Annotated in this window: 12 protein-coding genes and 1 pseudogene; all 13 read left to right on the forward strand. The window is 34.1% G+C overall.

Annotation, left to right across the window (positions count from 1 at the left end):
- The first annotated feature begins 146 nt into the window (after positions 1–146).
- The gene (locus MY490_RS06140) at positions 147–473 is read left to right on the forward strand and encodes an ArsR/SmtB family transcription factor (RefSeq protein WP_248268435.1); all 327 of its coding nucleotides are present in this window, start codon (positions 147–149) and stop codon (positions 471–473) included.
- A complete protein-coding gene (locus MY490_RS06145; RefSeq protein ID WP_248268436.1) occupies positions 466–921 on the forward strand; it encodes an SRPBCC family protein in 456 nt (151 codons plus the stop codon). Before MY490_RS06140 ends, MY490_RS06145 begins: the two co-directional genes overlap by 8 nt.
- A 394-nt stretch (positions 922–1,315) precedes the next feature.
- Positions 1,316–1,741: a MarR family winged helix-turn-helix transcriptional regulator gene (locus MY490_RS06150; RefSeq protein ID WP_248268437.1), complete on the forward strand. Its 426-nt coding sequence runs from the start codon at positions 1,316–1,318 to the stop codon at positions 1,739–1,741.
- Positions 1,725–2,063, forward strand: coding sequence for a DUF3147 family protein (locus tag MY490_RS06155; RefSeq protein ID WP_248268438.1), 339 nt, complete (start codon positions 1,725–1,727; stop codon positions 2,061–2,063). The genes MY490_RS06150 and MY490_RS06155 overlap by 17 nt, the downstream gene beginning before the upstream one ends.
- 80 nt (positions 2,064–2,143) lie before the next feature.
- Positions 2,144–2,527 (forward strand): YkvA family protein, encoded by a 384-nt coding sequence (locus tag MY490_RS06160; RefSeq protein WP_248268439.1) that lies wholly within the window; start codon positions 2,144–2,146, stop codon positions 2,525–2,527.
- Positions 2,528–2,843: 316 nt separating this feature from the next.
- Entirely contained in the window at positions 2,844–4,058 is a 1,215-nt protein-coding gene (locus MY490_RS06165; protein WP_248268440.1) for a hypothetical protein, read from the forward strand.
- Positions 4,059–4,192: 134 nt separating this feature from the next.
- A complete protein-coding gene (locus MY490_RS06170) occupies positions 4,193–8,287 on the forward strand; it encodes a S8 family serine peptidase (protein ID WP_248268441.1) in 4,095 nt (1,364 codons plus the stop codon).
- Positions 8,288–8,356: 69 nt separating this feature from the next.
- A complete protein-coding gene (locus tag MY490_RS22070; protein ID WP_282439841.1) occupies positions 8,357–12,475 on the forward strand; it encodes a S8 family serine peptidase in 4,119 nt (1,372 codons plus the stop codon).
- 172 nt (positions 12,476–12,647) lie between these two features.
- A complete protein-coding gene (locus MY490_RS06190; protein WP_248268442.1) occupies positions 12,648–13,115 on the forward strand; it encodes a DUF3291 domain-containing protein in 468 nt (155 codons plus the stop codon).
- Positions 13,116–13,256: 141 nt separating this feature from the next.
- A complete protein-coding gene (locus MY490_RS06195; protein ID WP_248268443.1) occupies positions 13,257–14,648 on the forward strand; it encodes an L-cystine transporter in 1,392 nt (463 codons plus the stop codon).
- 456 nt (positions 14,649–15,104) lie between these two features.
- Positions 15,105–16,340, forward strand: a complete 1,236-nt coding sequence (pbp4b, locus tag MY490_RS06200) for a penicillin binding protein PBP4B (protein WP_248269328.1) — start codon at positions 15,105–15,107, stop codon at positions 16,338–16,340.
- 631 nt (positions 16,341–16,971) lie between these two features.
- On the forward strand, positions 16,972–17,952 hold the full coding sequence (locus MY490_RS06205; protein ID WP_248268444.1) for a cation diffusion facilitator family transporter: 981 nt from the start codon (positions 16,972–16,974) through the stop codon (positions 17,950–17,952).
- 934 nt (positions 17,953–18,886) lie between these two features.
- Positions 18,887–19,951, forward strand: a pseudogene (ftsZ, locus tag MY490_RS06210) (cell division protein FtsZ); the annotation flags it as partial.
- Between the last annotated feature and the right edge of the window lie 474 nt (positions 19,952–20,425).

The raw sequence follows: 20,425 nt of genomic DNA on the forward strand, positions 1-20,425 counted from the left end.
AAATTCAAAATATATGAATTTACCCTTTTTACTATTTAATTAGGATTTTTAAAAAGCTAAAACCTTTACTTATAAAAATCGAGTTAATATCCTTCTATACTTGACATGCAACTTATTTGTTGCATAATATATAAATAATGAGGAGGTTGAATGCAATCGATCAGGTTTTTAAAGCACTTGCCGATTCAAGTCGTAGAAAACTCCTTGACGAGCTTTTTATGAATGACGGCCAAACATTAAGTGAATTATGTCAACATCTTGAAATGAGTAGACAAGCAGTAACTAAACACCTAGTAATACTAGAAGAAGCAAATCTTGTTGTAGTAGTCTGGCATGGTCGAAATAAACTTCATTATCTTAATCCTGTACCGATTAGCGAAATTTCAAAGCGATGGATCAACAAATACGAACATAATCGCTTAGATGCATTAAGTGAATTAAAAAAACTTGAGGAGGATCATAACAATGAATAAACCACAATTTGTTTATGTTACATACATCGCAACTACACCCGAAAAACTATGGGAAGCATTAACAAGTACTCAATTTACTGAAAAATACTTTTTCGGAACTGCGATTGAATCTGATTGGCAAGTAGGGTCAACTGTTTCTTATTTACGAAATGGAGAGGTTACAGACTACGGTACGATTTTAAAATGTGATCCAAATCGTTTACTTTCTTTCACATGGAATCATACAAATGATCCAACGAACCGTAAAGAACCATCAATCGTTACATTTGTGTTGAAAGAATTAGAGTCCACAGTTAGATTAACGCTAAAACATGAAAATCTAGAACCGACTGATTTAGTAGATCGTGATGACACATTTGAAGGATTAAACAATGGCTGGCCAGCAATTTTAAGTAACTTAAAAAGCTTGCTTGAAACAGGGAATACATTGCCACCTATTTCGATTTAATTAAATATTAGTGACTCATAAGCTCTCAGTACCACAAGGAATAAATAGCCTTGTGGTTTTTCGTTTTTATTTAATGAGTTCTCTTTCTGTTATTAATTTTAAGAATTGTGGGCAAATACAATTGTTTTAACAGTATATATCCGAGTTTTATCGATATATCAACGGGTTTTATCATATATCAACCAAAAGTGTTATTTTATCAACGTGTTTAAGCAATATATCAACGAAGTTCAAAACATTATCAATATTGTTCACAAAGTGTTCGTTTTAATGGGAGTACCACCACCCAAGACAGCGAGAAAATTTTTAATCAAATCAATTTACATATATCGTAATATAAGATATATTCTATCTATAAGATATAATCGTATTATACGATATAAGGAGAATCAACTTGGATAAAGAAATTAAAAAAATAAATCAATTATGGACCGATATTTACTATCTTTTACGATATAAACATAAAGAAAATATTACGCACCAAAGTGTTAGGATTTTACAAATTATTGATAAAGAAGATGAAGTTGGAATAAAGGACATTGCTGAAGGGATTCAAGTCTCACACAATACAGCATCAGAACATGTTAAACGTTTACTAGAAAAAGACTATGTTTATAAAACTCGAGGCGAGATGGATCAACGAAAAGTAATATTAAAGCTTACCGATTTAGGTAAAGATGTTTTACTACAAAATTCAAGTTTAAATGAAGAGAAACTTCAACAGCTTCTTTTTGAACAGATGACAGAACAAGAAAGAGAAACGATTTTAATAGCCTTTAATTTAATGAAAGAGAGGGCTCAAAATGTACGCGATTATTAAAATATTAATTTCAGCAATTATAATCGGAGTTATTACCGAAATTGCACGTCGATTCCCTACACAGGGTGGATTAATTGCGGCATTACCTATTGTTAGTCTATTAAGTCTAATATGGCTTAATGTTCAAGGTGAACAAGTGCAAACATTAAGTAAATTTGCATATGGAGTTGTAATAGGCATTCCGGGAACGATAGTTATGTTATTAATTATAGGAGTAGCGCTTCAGCACTCATTGCATTTAGTTGTTTCAATCGGACTTGGTATTATAGGATGGCTTGTTTATATTTTTGCCCAAGACTTAGTCGTAAAACATTTGTTTTAATTAAAAGACACTTTTGCGACTTAAATCAAAACTTCATAAATAAGTTTTAATTAAAATAATTAGTAATTAAAGGAGAAAAAATGCTTAAAAAACTAAAATTATGGGCGAAGAAATTAAAGCGACAAGTCTTCACACTTTATTATGCATGCAAGGATGAACGTGTTCCGTGGTATGCAAAAGTTTTCATTGCTTGTGTAGTTGCTTATGCTTTTAGTCCCATTGATTTAATCCCTGATTTTATTCCAATTTTAGGATATTTAGATGATGTTATACTTATTCCTTTAGGTATTATTATTTCTTTAAAGCTGATTCCAGAAAATGTAAAAATAGAATGTGAAATGAAAGCAGAAGAGATGTTGAATAAGGGGAAACCAGTAAACTGGATAGTAGGTTCATTCATATTATTGGTTTGGGGAGTGATTTTTATTTGGCTCATATTAAAGGTTTATCAATTATTTAGTTAAAGTTGAAATGAGAAATTGATTGGTAAAAAAATTATGTTACAAAAACGACTGTCCTGTTTAGTAGGCAGTCGTTTTAGTTTTTATTAAGGTATGTTTCAAAAAAAATAATTGACTTTGGGCTTCTGTGATTAATGTCACTCGTATAAATCACATTAGTCCATAAGCCACCTTGACAGTTTTTCATTAGAGCTTTCTAATTAATATAGAAGAAATTTAATAATATTAAAGATACGGACATTTAAATAGATTTATATTAAATGATAGAAGGAAGGTAAGTAAGTTGAATTTAAAATTGTTCCACAGGATTATGGATCATATGCATGAAAAAGAATGGAATATAACTCAACTCGCTAAAAATTCTAATATTCATTTGACTGAAATAAGCCGAATTCTAAATCATAAACAATCTCTTTCATTACGTAATTTGGATGCAATTACTGCCGGTCTCATTCTAGAGGAAGGTACTTTTTATTCAGATTATATTGAAGAATGTTTTAATGAAAATAAGTATATGGATAAACGAAGAAGTATGGAATTTTTATATAAATGCGCATCACTTGGATACGAAGACTTGCTTCAAAATTTTTTTAATAGAGTTATAGATGAAAGGTCGAAACAAATTCTTAAGAAAAATTTACATTATATTTTTTTAGTTGCAGAAAGTCTTTTTGAGGAGAAAAAAGAGTTGCTTGCATTACCTCTATATGAGTGCGTAATTGAGAGTATGCCCGATTATCATTCCAGTCAATTAGCAAAAAGTATCTATAGGAAATATTTCATAGTTAGGTTGACTGAGCAGGGACTTGATACTGAAGTACATCTTTTAAGGCACTTACATAATTTGCCACGGGAAATGCAATTATCTACATATTTGTGGATTATGGCTACTTGTTATATTCGTCAGGATTGGCAAAAGGTAATGGATTATGCAAAGATTTTAGAGAAATTAGCTAAAGAGGGAGACTATTATGGTAGAGCACTTCTTTATCAAGGTTTCGCATTGCTTCGATTAGGTGGTTCATTGGAAGAAGTTTTATGTATAATAGACCGTTACTCAAAAGTCAACGATTACTATAGTGACTTAGCTGTTGGGAACAGATTTGTTGCGTACTTAGAATTCGGACATTTTGAATATGTAGATGCATACTTAAATTGGCTGGAAGATAGAGATGACATGTTAGTTGGTTTACCCAGAATTTTAGAAGTATATATAAAACTTGGTCGTGTAAATGATGTTGAAATATTGTTAAATCGAAATTTTCATCTTTTTGAGGAAATGGCTCTTAGTAAAGAGCCATTCAAGCAACAAATGTATTTACAATTCCGTTATTCACATGCTTTATACCAGTGTACTAGAAATAAAATTACTGAGGGCATACATGAAATTTTAGATGTTGCAATTACAGCAATAGAACTTGGTATTGCTAAAGGATATAAAAAATGTCTCTTGATGTACTGGAATTATAGACATAAAATTGATTCGGAGCATGAGCGAAAATATTTAAAAATTCTAGGTAGTTCAATGAAATGAGGACGATGACAATTTTTGTTATCGTTCTTTTTTTATAAAAAAATAAATTTGACAGAATTTTCGAAATAGTAAAATTCCATAAAGTCTTTTTATAATAAAACGCGTAGGACTATTTAATTGAAGGGAAGAGAAGGATGAGAAAGATTAAAAATCGTATCACTCCATTGACGCTAAGCATGGGGCTAATTTGCAGTACATTTGCACCAATATCCGCTGTATCAAATGTTCATGCTCAAACTACTTCATCAGTTGAGCAAGTACTATCAAAGCTTACTCCAGCTCAGAGACAAGCATTAAAGCAACTTCAAACAAGCGATCAAACTGGATTGCAAATTTCATCGGATGTCAATCTAGAAACTGATAAACCAATCTCAGTCATCGTTGAATTTGAGACAAAACCATCCAAGATTGCGATGCTTGAATCTCAGTTGCAAGGAGAAAGTCTTACTTCTTCAAGTGCTAATCAACTAGTTGAGGAGTCACATGAAAACTTTAAAAATGATGCAAGTAAGATCTTAAAACAAAAGCAATATAAAATTAAGCGTACATACAAAACATCCTTTAACGGTGTTTCGATGACTCTTCCAGCTAATCAAGTTAAATCATTGTTGAAATCAACTACTGTAAAAGCAGTTTGGAGCGATAGCGAAGTACATATAGATCCACCTGTAGACATGAAAGATAATGCTACTAATGTTTCTAATGATTCTTCAAATATGCCAAGTAGTATGCCATTTTTAGGAATTGATAAGCTTCATGAAGAAGGCTATACAGGTAAAGGAGTTAAAGTAGGGATAATTGATACAGGTATCGATTATAATCATCCTGACTTAAAAGACGCTTATAAGGGCGGTTATGATTTTGTCGATAACGATTCAGATCCAATGGAAACTACATACGATGATTGGGTTAAAGCAGGGAAACCGTTTGGCGGTAGCGGTACATATTACACTGAACATGGTACGCATGTTTCTGGGACAATTGCGGCAAGAGGGAAAAACAACTCACCTAATGCTCTCGTGGGAGTAGCACCAGATGCAGACTTATATATGTATCGTGCTTTAGGTCCATATGGTTCAGGAACATTAGATGCCATTATGGCAGGGATTGATAAAGCAGTTCAAGATGGTATGGATGTTATTAACCTATCGTTAGGAACAAATTACAACGATCCTCTTTTTGTGACAAGTGTTGCAATTAATAATGCAGTTCTTCAAGGTGTGACAGCAGTAGTTGCTGCAGGAAATGCAGGTCCAAATTCATATACAGTCGGTTCTCCAGGAGCAGCAGCTCTTGCTTTAACAGTTGGAGCAAGTGATGTTCGTACAACAGTATTGCAACCTAAAGGAACACTTCATACTAGTATAGGTGATTTGCCTGCATCCCAGATGGAAATAAACGCAGAGAACTTTGACAATCCTATATCTGGTTTTAAAGGACAATCACTACCAATTGTGGATGTTGGTAAAGGCCTTGAAACAGATTTTGCTAACAAAAATGTTGCAGGAAAGATTGTCTTGACGAATATTTATTATGCAAATGTAAGTACAAAAATCGCTACCGCAAAAAAATACGGTGCAAAAGCTGTTATTCTTTATGATCCTGATCAAACTTATACTTCTTTAGGTTCTTTAGGGAAAAGTCCTAATTATCTACCTACATTTTTCATACCAAAACAGGAAGGGAATGCAATTTATAATCAATTAAAACAAAGTGGAGAGGCATCATTTACTTTTGACGATGTAAAGGAAGTGGTTTCTTCAGAAGGAGATCATTTAGCATCTTTCAGCTCAAAAGGCCCAACAAAAGTAACATATGATATTAAGCCAGAAATTACTGCACCAGGAGTACAAATCCTTTCCACAGTACCATCGTATATTAATGGCCCAAATTATATTGGAAACTATAATTACGCATACCAACAACTATCAGGAACATCAATGGCAACACCGCATGTCTCAGGTATTGCTGCTTTATTACTTCAAAAAAATCCTGACTATACACCAGCTGATATCAAAACAATTTTAATGAATACAGCAGATCCATTAAAAGATTCATACAGCGTTTATGAAGTGGGAGCTGGTCGAGTTGATCCTTATGAGGCGATTCACTCTGATGCTGAAGTCCAAGTTTCAGATGAAACACCAATGATTCGAAATGGTAAGGAAAAGCAAATTAAAGAAAAGACTGGGGCAATTAGCTTTGGAACAGTGGCACCTAGTGGACAAAATGTAGGAGATAAGCGAACACTTACAATCTATAACAATAGCAAGCAAGCTAAAACATTTGATGTAAAAGTAGCGTTTCAAAAGGATCGATTAGGTTCAAAGGATGCAGATGCAAATGGAGTTGGAATTGTAACAGATAAAACGATTAAAGTAAATGCAGCTTCGAAAAAGCAATCTGTCGTTTCTATTTTTATTCCAAAAACCGCTGCACTGGGAACATATGAAGGGTATATTACTTACACGAATCAATCGAATCCAGATGAAGTCTATCAAGTACCTTTCGCAGTGCGTCTTGTTGAAAAAGGAGTATATGGGATGATTGTATCACCTAATGTCTTTACAACAGAAACTGATAGCTTCCACTTAGCACAAATTAATAATGCTAGTGTAATGTTTGAATTTAAATCTCATATGAGATATGTCGATTTAGTTTTAGAGGATTCTAAAACAAATAAAGAAATAGGATATATTGGTCAAATTGACGGTATCCCTTTAATGGATAATGTAACTTATTATTTACAAAAAGCATTTGATGGATCGTACTACCCGCTTACTAGTGACGAGAAAAATCCAATTGCAGATGAAAAAGTAATGGCACCTCAAGGAGCATATAAAATTAAGTTAATCGCAACTGAAGATGATGGAACAACGTACGAAACTGAAAGCCCAGTCTATATCGATAATGAAAAGCCAACACTCAAATTGGATAAGACAGATGGAGTTTACGAATACGAATCTGGCCAGCAAACAGTTCAGTTAAAAGGATCAATCATTGATGGAGAATATGCTGATATGAATGCAAATGGTATTAATCTTACGCAATCTTCTAACAAGCTGATGTACAGCTACAATGGAGGAACTAATCAGTCTAAGCCAGTAGCAGAAGATGGAACTTTCTCTGTTGATGTTCCTATGATTGAATCGAATCCTCTTTTAGCGGTGCAATTGTACGGACTAGATGCAGCTACAAACAAGGATTTCCGTAGTGCTAAACAATTTTTCTTTGCGAAAAAAGGTACTTCATATGCAATATCTAAACCGGATAAACAAGATGTCAAAATGGGTGAAACATTTAAATACACCTTATCTTTAAATAATGTAAAAGATCTTCGCAAGGCTGACTTTGCTTTTAAATATTTAAAAACTTATTTTGATTTAATTGATGTTAAACCAAACCCAGAAGCAAGTAAGTACGGGGAAGTTAACATTAATCAAGAAATAGCAGATAGTGGTACATTGAGAAATATGAAAATCACAGCAACTATACCTGAACAAGCAAACGTATCGGGTAATATTCCATTAGTGGATATCACTTTAAAAGTTCGTGATGACAAATTCATGAAAGAACCTACTGCGCTTGTTAGTACAAGTACATCTTATACAAATACTGCAAATAATGTAGTACAAGTAAAGTCTGCAGATTTTTATGTATCGATGATTCCAACTTATTCTGAAACGTTTGGGGATGTAAAGGCAGAAGGGTTAATGAAAAATGGTGCTGTAAACTTTGGAGTTGACCATACAACGGTTGGTGGAACAATTAAAGCAGTTGATGTGAATGGAATCGCTTATAATGGGGTTATTTTAAAAACGCCATCATTTACTTTATCGAAATTACCGATTACGAATAAGCCGTTGACATTTGTTATGGACATTCCTGGACATTTTACAGTAAGAAAGCCTTTTTTAATTAGTGATAACGACAATGGTAGTTTAATAGGGCAACGTATGTTGCTTAACTATAATCCTGCTATTGCTGGAGATGTAAATAAAGATGATGTGATCGATGTTCTTGATGCACTTTACATCCAAACTTATTGGGGTACAAGTAAGCGTGAAGCAGACATTAACTTTGATGGAAAAGTGGATGCTGCGGACATGGGATTTGTAAAGAAAAATTATTTAATGCAAAATCCGACAGCCACGAATGCTCCTAAACCTAAAAAGACTTATAAAGGTCAAACATTAGAGAGTGTACTAGAATCGCTTAATATTCAGTAATAAATTAGCAATCTATAGAAGGTAATTCGTAGCAAATTTACTTACTTAAATGGAAAAGGGAGAAAGAGAATGAGAAAAAACATTACGAAATCAGTTACTGCACTTGCTATAGGAACAAGTTTACTTGCTGGGGGCTTTGTATCATCATCTGGAATTAAGCCGGTTAATGTACAAGCTGCTGTGAATACGGAATCGATTTTAGCAAAGCTTACACCGGAGCAAAGAAAAGCTTTAACCCAATTACAAATGAGCGATCAATCTGGTCTGCAGATTAGTCCTGAAGTGAATTTGAACAGTGATGAAAAAATCACGGTAATCGTCCAGTTTAAAACATTACCATCAAAAACAGCGGTCCTATCTGCAAAGGCTGAAGGAAAGACTTTAAGTGTGTCACAGGCTGATCAACAAGTTGAAGATTCTCATACAAATTTTCAAAAGGATTTAACATCAATTTTTAAAAATGATAAAAATAAAACGCCTTACACAATTAAGCGAAAGTACAAGCATGCTTTTAATGGCGTATCAATGCAAATTCCAGCTAATAAAGTTGAAGCTTTAATGCAATCAAAAGCTGTTAAAGCTGTGTGGGAAAGTAAAGAAATAAAAGTTGATCCTCCGGTTGAACAAGAAAGTACTGAAACTGGAACTGATTTACCTGAAGGAGATGTGAATTCCTTTTTAGGAGTGGACAAGCTTCATAAAGAAGGTTACACAGGTAAAGGAATTAAAGTAGGGGTAATTGATACAGGTGTTGACTACAATCATCCAGATATTAAGGCTGCATATAAAGGTGGTTATGATTTCGTCGATAATGATAATGATCCGATGGAAGCAACGTATGATGATTGGAAAAAATCCAAACAATTAGAGTTTATTTCAGGCGCATCATATTATACTGTACACGGAACTCACGTTTCTGGAACAATCGTTGGACAAGGCACAGCTGACTCTGAATACTCGGTGACAGGTATAGCTCCAGATGCTGATTTATATGTGTATCGTGTACTTGGTCCATACGGTAAAGGTTCATCAGATGCAATCATCGCTGGAATTGACAAGGCTGTAAGTGACGGAATGGACGTTATTAATCTATCACTTGGTTCGGATTACAATGACCCGATGAATCCACTTGCTTTTGCAATTAACAATGCTGTCCTATCAGGCGTAACAGCGGTCTTAGCTGCAGGAAATGCTGGGAATGGTATGTATACGGTTGGAACTCCGGGAAATGCACCATTAGGACTAGCAGTTGGGGCAAGTAGTGTACCGGCTACAATTGAAGAAATAAAAGGTTCGGTTCAAACTAGCGCAGGAAAAACTGCGGCCGATGTTCGCTTAATGGCAAAGAACTTTACAGATGATATTCAAAGCTTTGTTGGTAAAAATTTACCAGTCGTGGATGCGGGTTACGGTGCTTTTGCTGACTATAATGGTAAGGATGTTAAAGGGAAAATCGCTTTAGTTCAACGTGGTAGCATTACTTTAAACGATAAAATTAAGTTTGCTAAACTAAAGGGAGCAGCGGCTTTATTCATCTACAATTCTGATCCGAAAGAAGGGTATGTTCCAAATTATTTTGGAGAAGGAGTTGCCAATATTCCAACCTTCTCTTTAACAAATGCTCAAGGATTGGAATTATTACAAAAAGTTAATGCAGGCGTTACATCCTACTCATTTGAAAAATTAGGAGAAGTAAAAACAGAAGGTGACAAGCTTGCTCCGTTTAGTTCACGTGGTCCTGCACGTGTAACATATGATATTAAACCTGAAGTTACAGCGCCTGGTGTAGATATTCTTTCTACTGTGCCAACGGACTTCGCTGGTAGTGCATCACTTGGTGACTATAAACATGCATATGCACGCTTGTCTGGTACATCAATGGCAAGTCCGCATGTAGCTGGTATTGCGGCATTATTATTACAGGCTCATCCCGATTACACACCATTAGATGTGAAGGCTACCTTAATGAATACTGCAGACCAACTAAGTGATAAATATAGTGTTTATGAAGTAGGAGCAGGGCGTGTTGATGCATATGAAGCAGTACATGCAGGAGCAAATTTAGAGGTGCTTGATACTACTGACACAATGATTGGCAATAAAATGAAAACGATTAAAGAAACTACAGGCGCAATCAGCTTCGGTACATTTACTTCAACAGGAGTAAATAGAGAAGATTATCGCAATGTAGTATTAAGAAATGATAGTAAAGAAACGAAAACTTTTGATGTAAAAGCAGTTTACCAAACTTCTAGAATCTCAAAAGATGCCGTTGCGAATAATGTAAAGATAACAGTCGATTCAGAGTTAAAGGTAAAACCAGGTCAACAAAAGAAACATGCAGTATTTATTGATATTCCAGCAAATGCTGAAAAAGGGACATATGAGGGGTATATTGTTTACACAAATAAACAAAATCCAGATGAAACATATCAAATTCCGTTTGCAGCACGTTTTGTAGAAGAAGGTATTGAAGAAGTAGGTGCATTTCCATATGCAATGACAAGTAATAATTACGACAATCATCCTTTTACGAGATTAAATACGGATTTATATTTCCAGTTAAAATCTCATATGCGTTATATCGACGTAGTACTTACGGATGCGAAAACGAATGAAGATCTTGGGATTATTGGAACATTAGATGGAATTCAAGCAGATGAAAATATATTGTACCGTGTGGCGAATGGATTTGGAGGAACTTATATTCCATTTTCTGCTGATCCAAATAGTCCACTAGTTTACAAGTATGTAAAAGCAAAACCAGGGTTATATAAAATTAAATTTATCGGACGAAACGATCAAGGTAAAACTTTCAGTTCTGAAACAAAAGTCTATATTGAAGACAATAATCCTACTGTTCAGCATAGTTTACCGTTCGGCGTTTACGAATATGAAGAAGGCCAGCAATCAATTCCGTTTTCAGGAACAGTATTCGATAAAGATATCGAGGATATGAAAACAATGGGATTTGATATTGATCAATCATTTAACTCAGTTGTAGGTTATTATGATACATTTATGGGTCCTTATGGATGGGTTGCATCACCTTCAGAAGAGCTAACTGTTGATCAAAATGGACAGTATAAAGGTGAAGTTAAGCTAAATCCAGATGCTAATTTTACTCGTTACTACTCATTTGCAATGGATTCGGCGTCGAATGGTGATTTCGGTAGAATGAATGAAACACTTTTTGTTAAAAAGGGAAGTCCTTATGTAACAGGAAGCTTAAATAAAGAACAAATTAAGATGGGAGAAACTGTTTCAGCTACTCTATCTGGTCACAACTTAAACAAAACAAATAAAGTCTTATTCGAATTTGACTATGCACCATATAATTTTGAAATCGTGGATATATTGAAAAATTCACAAACGAAAAGTCAAATTAGCGCGGTAACAACTGAAGAATCAAATTCAACGAGTGGAAAACATATGAAAGTGACAGTAGAGTTAACAAAGCCTGTATCTGGTGAAGTTCCACTTCTTGATATTCAAGTAAAAGCTAAAAGTGATAATTTTAATAAAGGCTGGTATGAACTACAGGACTTAAAGGCTAGTGTTACAAATAAATCTGGTACAACAGAAAGTGCGCCTGGATTTATGAAGTCATTCAACGTCATACCGACTTATTCACAAATGGCTGCCAAAATGAATCCAGAAGCATACTTTACACCACAAGGAGTGCAGATTGCCCCTTACGATTACTCGAAAATCGGTGCTAAAATTAAAGTAATGGATGATCAAAACAATGTTTATACGAATGTAACAGTTCATCCTGAGGGTTTCTTTGAAGTATTCAATCTTCCATTAACTGATAAACCATTTACATTTGAAGTAGCTGTACCAGGTCACTTCACAACGAAAGGAACATTCACAATTGGAAAGTCAACTGGGAATGGTGTACTTGGAGAAGCAAAATTAATTGGTGGAATTAGTATCATCGCAGGAGATGTCAATAATGATGACGTTATTGATGTAAAAGATGCAATTGCGATGAAAGAAAACTGGGGTACAATTAATCGAGCAACTGATATTAACTTCGACGGTAAGACGGATGCAAAAGATTTTGCCTTCATTGAGCAAAACTATATGATGAAAAATCCAACCGTAACGGATGCTCCAAAACCAGTTAAAAAGTATCAAGGAATAACAATTGATCTTGTCAAAACTCAATTAGGAATAAACTAGAATCATATTTTTAGAAGTCAATCAGTTGGGAGAAATCCTAGTTGATTGTCTTTTTTTTGCGAGTTAATCCAATTCTCTACAAAATATAAAAATATTGAAAAAAAGAATTAGTTATGAAATAAAAGCTTACTTGAATATAAATTTAATAAAACCTGTCTATGGAGGACTATTTATGGCTTTGGTTGCAATTTATACAGTTGGTAGGCTAAAACACCCATATGACCACTCTGCCTCTCGTCAATTTTTTTCTGTAGGAAATGATGTCTTTCGTCAAGCGACAAAATCAGGATACATGATTGATGCGTTTTCATCTGATGGAATCGCTCTCCCAAAAGAAGCTAGTAAGGGGGACGGTTATCCTATACTTACACTAACGATATGGAAGAATCTAGAATCCTTATATCGCTTTACGTACTCAGGACAACATAAGCAAGCGTTGAAAGATCGAAGTAAATGGATGGAATCTTATAAAGAGAAACATCTTTCATATGTTGTTTGGTGGACCGAGAAACAAAGCGATGTATCGTGGGAAGAGGCATTTAAAAGATATGACTACTACATTCAAAATGGACCAACTCCTACTGCTTTTGATTTTAAGCATGCATTTGATCAGCATGGTGAAACGCTATTCATTAAGTAGTAATAGATTTCTAGATAAATTGTGTCTATATGATAAAAAAGTAGGAATTTTACAAAAAATTAATAATTCCTACTTGATTTATAGGAATACTTGTATTAATATTTTCGTAAATTAAATTATTAAAAGAAAAGGGGGAGAAAAATGAATACATTTCTTATCTGTGTAAATGTTGTTATCTTATTAGTACTTATGTATGGCTTGTATTTTATGCAAAAAAAGCATGTATCTTTTTCAAAACGTGTATTCACGGGTTTAGGTTTAGGTCTTATTTTTGGTTATATTATTCATTTAATCTATGGAACTGAACATGACGTTACAGTCGGAACAATCGACTGGTTTAGCATTGTTGGTAGTGGTTATGTAAAACTATTACAAATGATTGTCATGCCTCTAGTATTCGTTTCAATTGTCGGAGCGTTTACAAAATTAAAATTAACAAAGAATATCGGTAAAATTAGTGTGCTTGTTATTGGGATTCTTCTTGGTACAACAGCTATTTCAGCAGCTATTGGAATAGGATCCGCTTTAGGATTTGGACTTGATGGAATCAAAATATCAGAAGGTGCTGCAGAGACTGCTAGAATTACAGAATTACAAGGTCGTGTGCCAACTGTAGAAGCGATGACAATTCCAAAACAAATCCTGGAATTATTTCCAAGTAATCCATTTTTAGATTTAACTGGTGCACGTGCAACATCTACAATTGCAGTTGTAATTTTTGCAGCAATTGTTGGGATTGCCTACTTAGGAGTAAAACGTAAAGAGCCTGAAACAGCAGAGTTTTTTGCTAAAATAATTGATACACTTTATTCAGTAACGATGAGAGTTGTATCGTTAATTCTTCGTTTAACACCTTATGGAATCTTAGCAATCATTACAAAAGTAGCAGCAACAAGTGATTATGATGCAATCGTAAAATTAGGTAAGTTTGTAATAGCGTCTTATGTGGCTTTAATTGTAATGTTTATTGTGCATTTATTATTAATATCATTTGCAAAACTAAGTCCAGTAAGATATGTGAAAAAAGCTTTACCAACTTTATCATTTGCATTTACATCACGTACAAGTGCTGGAACACTACCAATGACAATCAAAACACAAACAAAAGATTTTGGAGTTTCAGAAGGAATTGCAAACTTTGCTGGTTCGTTTGGACTTTCAATCGGTCAGAATGGATGTGCTGGAATTTATCCAGCAATGTTAGCTGTAATGGTAGCACCATCAGCTGGTGTTGATCCAACAAGTGCATCATTTATTATCTCTCTAATTTTAATCGTAGCAATTAGTTCATTCGGTGTTGCTGGTGTCGGTGGAGGAGCAACTTTTGCAGCTCTTATCGTACTATCAGTTATGAATCTTCCAATCGCAATCGTTGGATTACTAATTTCAGTTGAACCTCTAATTGACATGGGCCGTACAGCTCTAAACGTTAGTGGGGCAATGACATCAGGTATCCTAACAAGTAAGGCTACAGGAGAATTCGAAAAAGAAGTTTATCAGCAAGCTAATGTTGTAGATGTTGTAGAAGTATAAATTTAGTTAAAATGGATAGCCTGAATTGGCTATCCATTTTTTTATAACCATAGTAATAAAAAAATCCAAGATAGAAATTTGGGACCAATTTAAGAAAATAAAAGAAGATTGATGAAGAAACCAATCCCATGGTAAAAATATCAAACTTTACAAACTACGAATCTCACCTATATACTAAAAGTAATTGGAATTTTCTTTCAATAATTATTGATGTAATTTTGAAATTATTTTTTAAAAATCACAGCGATTATGCCTATGAAAGTTTGGACATTTTATCTTAATGGGAGGAGATTTAAATTGGCTCGAATGACTCGTAGTATTGTAGCATCAACGTTATCGATTGCTTTGGTTACTACAATAGGTTCTGTCAGCTATGCTCAAACAAATGCAGAGAAAACCTCAATCCAGGCAGAGGTGAATGGAATGAAACAAATCAAACCTAGTGATAACTTTCCTATGTTGAGCAAAGTAAAACGTCCTGAGGAGGTTGGATTTTCATCTGAGAAATTAAAACAAGTAGATGAATTGATTCAGCAGGATGTAAACAATGGTTTTCCTGGGGCAGTTCTATTGATTATTAAAGATGGGAAAATTGTAAAAAACACTGCTTATGGGTACTCGAAAAAATACGATGGGTTGTCATCACTCAAACATCCTCAGAAAATGAAGACTAATACAATGTTTGATTTGGCATCAAACACTAAAATGTATGCAGTTAACTTCGCTTTGCAACATCTTGTTAGTATCGGAAAAATAGACTTGAATTCAACTGTACAATCATACTTTCCAAATTTTAAAGACAAATCAACTGATATGATTAAAGGGAAGGATACCCTACGCTTAATCGATATTTTACACCACACTGCTGGTTTTCCAGCTGATCCGCAATACCACAATCCTACTGTAGCAGGTTCCTTGTATACACAAGACCGTAATCAAACATTTGAAAAAATCGCTGAAACACCGTTAGAATATGTACCTGGTACGAAAAACATCTATAGTGACGTGGACTATATGATCCTTGGCTTTATTATAGAGAAAGTAACTGGAAAGCGACTAGACGACTATGTAGAAAATACAATTTATAAGCCGTTAGGTCTAAAACACACAATGTTCAACCCTTTGCAAAAAGGATTCAAACCGAAAGATTTCGCGGCAACCGAGTTAATGGGGAATTCACGTGACGGTATCATTTCTTTCCCAAATATTCGTACATACACAATACAGGGAGAAGTGCATGATGAGAAGGCATATTATTCTATGGGTGGCGTATCAGGTCATGCGGGGCTCTTCTCTACGACAAGTGATTTAGCGGTTCTATTGCAAGTCATGTTAAACGGAGGTGGATATGGCAAAGTAAAACTATTTGATCAAAAGACGATTGATCAGTTTTCAGCACCTTCCGATATAAATCCAACATATGGCTTAGGGTGGAGAAGAAATGGTTCTCCAAGTATGTCGTCCACTTTTGGGTTGTATGCAAGTCCAAATGCGATTGGACATACCGGCTGGGTAGGCACTCTGACCATTATAGATCCAGATAATAATTTAGGGATTGTCTTATTGACCAATAAAAAACATTCACCTGTAATTGATCCATTAATAAATCCGAACAAATTTAAAGGTGATGACTTTGCTACAGGACAATATAAAGCCGTGGCGACTGCTGTGTATGAAGCATTGATTAAGTAATTGTTGAAATGCTTTGTTGATTTATTCTTGAACTAGGAAAGAGATTAGAGCATTTATCATTAAAGGAAAGCAAGAAGCAATAAAATATGGTTTTAAAAAATGAAATTGAACTAGTACATTTCATTAACTGCATATAAATTATTAAAAGCTGTCTTTTTAGATAGCTTTTTTTGCTTCAAAAAACAATTAGGTATGACATTGAAATATCATATAAGGGATGTGAATGTAGATGTTGATTTTGGTATTTACGATACCAATCATTTTATTAGGCTTATTTTGTTTATGGGTTTCCATTTTCAATAAAAAAAAGCTTTTAAAAAGGATAATTTATTTCTTATTAGGAATAACTCTGGTAATTATCGCGATTTATCTATTAGATTTCTATTTGTTTTTTCGTCTTTAGTGGAATCTTCGTTTTGTTAAAGTCATCAAATTATTTTAGACGAACAGAAATATTTATGTTGAAGAGACAAAAGAATAATCAGAACCCATGGTAATATTAAATTACATATCTTTCCAAATAAGTGAAAAATGAACTGTTTTTACTTCGAATTTAATGAACTTTCTTAAGTTAGCTAATAAAAAATATAAAAATACATAATATAAAAATACTAGTGAAGAGGAGTATAGAATGAAAGAATTTTTACAGCTTTTAAAAAAGGGTAATAAATCTGCATTATTAGCAGCAATCGTTAATGCTGTGATAGCGATAATAAAAGGGATCGGGTTTAGTATGACAGGAAGTGTTGCACTTTTTGCTGAGATGATGCATAGTGCTGCGGATACTGCAAACCAACTATTTGTTTTTTGCGGTTCAGCTTTAAGTAAAAAAGCGCCTACTGATCGGTTTCCAAATGGATTTGGAAGACTTGTTAATTTAGTTTTACTTGGTGCAGTATTAATTGTAGGAATTATGGCGTTTGAAACGATTGTCGAAGGAATCCAGCACATTATACATCCAACCCACTCTTCAGGGCTTACTATTACTCTTGCTATTTTAGGTGCTTCAGTTGTACTTGAAGCATATGTACTTTACAAAGCAATGAAAGAAATTAGTCATGAATTAGGAATAACAACAAGTGGTTTTGGAGTAGTTACTGAGGCAATTTCTAATTTAGGAAAAGCAAAACCAGCTACAAAATTAGTTTTCTTAGAAGATACAGTAGCAACTTTAGGTGGATTATTAGCGATGATTGCTGTAATCATTGCTTACTTTACACCATTCCATCAAGCAGAAGGTATTGCTTCTGTCATCATCGGTATTTTGATGTTCCTTGTTGTTGGAAAAGTATTTCTTGATAATGCTGCAGGTGTAATTGGTGAATCTGATGAAGAAATGGAAGACAAGATTGGTGAAATCGTAATGGAAGACCCAGATGTAAAAGATATTCAAGCTCTTACGGTTGTCAAAGAGGGTGAAGAATTACATGTTGAATTAGAAATTGAACTAGATCCTAATTTAACAATAGCTCAAGCTGATGACATAAAAGACCGATTAGAAGAAAAAATTATGAAAGAAAAAGGTGTAACTGACGTAATTATTGAATTAGACGAAGATGACGGAATTCAGAATTGGACTGAAGATAATAAAACAGAATTAATCGAAAAATAATAAACAAAAGAAACGACAAATATCTTTTTGTCGTTTCTTTTGTTTATTGGAGATGCTTGTTTAAATCTATTGAAAAATTGTCTAAGAGTGGAAAATATAATGAATTTAGAAGAATTCAAAAAGCGTTCATTAGAAGAAGATGATTGGGCACTGGGATGAGAAGCAATCGATGAAGTTTATATGAGGAAGGAATCCTAATTTGGTTACAAATATACATAAGATAAAATCATATTTGTAGATCCCTTTGAAGTGAGATTTATATAGAATGAAATGAACTTGTAATTTCAAAGTCCTTTTCATTCTAGAATAACTAGACTCTAAAGTTACCCTTCTAGATCATCACTTAAATCAGGAACATCGTTATTTATTTCTAATTCTTTTTCTCTCTCCTGATTTGTTACCTGGTAAGGTTCGCCTCTTTTGTATTTTTTGGTTCTTTGATCATAAGTAAATCGACCTTTATACTCTCCTCTAAATGAATAAAACTTGAAACCTGTGTATATTACCAAATTACACTTGTAGCATCGTGCGAATAAATGAATTGATTGTGAATATTTTAACAAAAAATATTGTGTAGTGTTTGTTTTCCCATAAATCAATAGATTCTTAAAGGATTCAATCAAAAAGGAAAGAATTATATTAATTGTACAAACTTTTTGATGAAAGTTTGTTACGAAGTTGATAGAGATATTACATTAAGATGTTAAAATACATGTTTTAGTTAAAGGTATATTAAGGAAAAATTATCAAAAAGATAATAAGTAGTTTTCTTGTATAGTAGTGTTAGGGGAATTAGGACAATTCTATGTCTTGAAGTGAATTGGATAATTCTAATCTAAAATAACGTACATAAAAAAATAACTCTTAGAATGAAAATGAATGGTTCTTTGAAAAACGTGAAATTATGTAATCGGTATGACGAGGAGGAATGATCATGTTTGAATTTGAAAATATAGAACAGTTTGCAAGAATAAAAGTTATTGGTGTTGGTGGTGGCGGAAATAACGCCGTTAACCGAATGATTGAAGATGGAGTAGAGGGTGTTGAGTTCATTGCTTTTAATACAGATGCGCAAGCACTAAAACAATCAAAAGCTGAAATTACTATGCAAATTGGTGCAACGTTGACGCGTGGTTTAGGAGCAGGAGCAAATCCTGAAATTGGAAAAAGAGCTGTAGAAGAAAGTAAGTCGCAAATTGAGGAAGTACTAAAAGGAGCAGACATGGTTTTCGTTACAGCTGGAATGGGCGGTGGAACAGGTACAGGTGCTGCGCCTGAAGTTGCGAAAATTGCTCGAAAGCTTGGTGCTTTAACAATTGGAGTAGTAACTCGACCTTTCAAATTTGAAGGTAAAAAGCGTGCAACAAACGCTGAAGGTGGAATTAAAGAACTTAGAGAAGCGGTTGATACATTAATTATCATTCCAAACGATCGATTATTAGAGCTAGTTGACAAAAAAACACCGATGCTCGAAGCTTTCCGTGAAGCGGATAATGTACTTCGACAAGGGGTTCAAGGGATTTCTGACCTAATCGCAGTACCAGGATTAATCAATCTTGACTTTGCTGATGTTAAAACGGTTATGTCTCATAAAGGGACAGCCCTTATGGGAATCGGTATAGCAAAAGGTAAAGATCGAGCTACAATCGCTGCTCAGAAGGCATTAAATTCTCCGTTACTAGAAACTTCTATTAATGGAGCTCATGGTGTAATTATGAATATTACAGGTGGACGTAACTTAAGTCTATTTGAAGTACAAGAAGCTGCTGATATCGTTGCTTCTGCATCTCATGAAGAATTAAATATGATTTTCGGTTCGGTAATCGACGAAAACTTAAAAGATGAAATTATTGTAACGGTAATTGCTACAGGATTTGCAGATAAAGAAGAGAAAATGGCAAGAACTCCTTCTAGACCAATAGAAGAAGCACCTAGCTTATACAATAGAGAGCAACGCTTCCAACAAGATCAGAGATATCGAGTAGACCAACAGCAAGATTACGGCCGCTATCAAGATCAACAAGACTCTGGTCGATACACAGAACAGCAAAATTATGGACGTTACAATGAACCAAAAGATTATAATCGCTATAATGAGCAACAAGATTATGGGCGTTATAATGAACAAAATGATTATGGACGATATAATGAACCGCAAGATTATAACCGTTACTCAGAACGACAAGATCATAATCGATACACAGAACAACAAGATTACGGACGCCATAATGAGCAACAAGAATATGGCCGATATAACGAAAAGGAAGATACAACTTCATATATTCCGGCTTTCTTACGTAATCGAAAAAACAGAAATAGATAGATTTATAGATGTAGAGGAGGACATGAGTGTTGATGCTCATGTCTTTTTATTTTGATTCTTTTAAGACTTTATGTTTTTTAAATAAGTTGCAAAAATTCGAATTCAACTCAATGGATCTACGTAAAACCATTCCACTCCATTTCACTCAGA

Origin of the sequence: Gottfriedia acidiceleris (genome assembly GCF_023115465.1) — a bacterium.
Lineage (GTDB): Bacteria > Bacillota > Bacilli > Bacillales > Bacillaceae_G > Gottfriedia > Gottfriedia acidiceleris_B.

Excerpts from the sequence above, each read along its gene's own strand:
- MY490_RS06145 (WP_248268436.1), top strand. The coding sequence starts at position 466 with ATGAATAAACCACAATTTGTTTATGTTACATACATCGCAACTACACCC.
- MY490_RS06155 (WP_248268438.1), top strand. The coding sequence starts at position 1,725 with ATGTACGCGATTATTAAAATATTAATTTCAGCAATTATAATCGGAGTT.
- MY490_RS06160 (WP_248268439.1), top strand. The coding sequence starts at position 2,144 with ATGCTTAAAAAACTAAAATTATGGGCGAAGAAATTAAAGCGACAAGTC.
- MY490_RS06165 (WP_248268440.1), top strand. The coding sequence starts at position 2,844 with ATGCATGAAAAAGAATGGAATATAACTCAACTCGCTAAAAATTCTAAT.
- MY490_RS06170 (WP_248268441.1), top strand. The coding sequence starts at position 4,193 with ATGAGAAAGATTAAAAATCGTATCACTCCATTGACGCTAAGCATGGGG.
- MY490_RS22070 (WP_282439841.1), top strand. The coding sequence starts at position 8,357 with ATGAGAAAAAACATTACGAAATCAGTTACTGCACTTGCTATAGGAACA.
- MY490_RS06190 (WP_248268442.1), top strand. The coding sequence starts at position 12,648 with ATGGCTTTGGTTGCAATTTATACAGTTGGTAGGCTAAAACACCCATAT.
- MY490_RS06195 (WP_248268443.1), top strand. The coding sequence starts at position 13,257 with ATGAATACATTTCTTATCTGTGTAAATGTTGTTATCTTATTAGTACTT.
- pbp4b (WP_248269328.1), top strand. The coding sequence starts at position 15,105 with ATGTTGAGCAAAGTAAAACGTCCTGAGGAGGTTGGATTTTCATCTGAG.
- MY490_RS06205 (WP_248268444.1), top strand. The coding sequence starts at position 16,972 with ATGAAAGAATTTTTACAGCTTTTAAAAAAGGGTAATAAATCTGCATTA.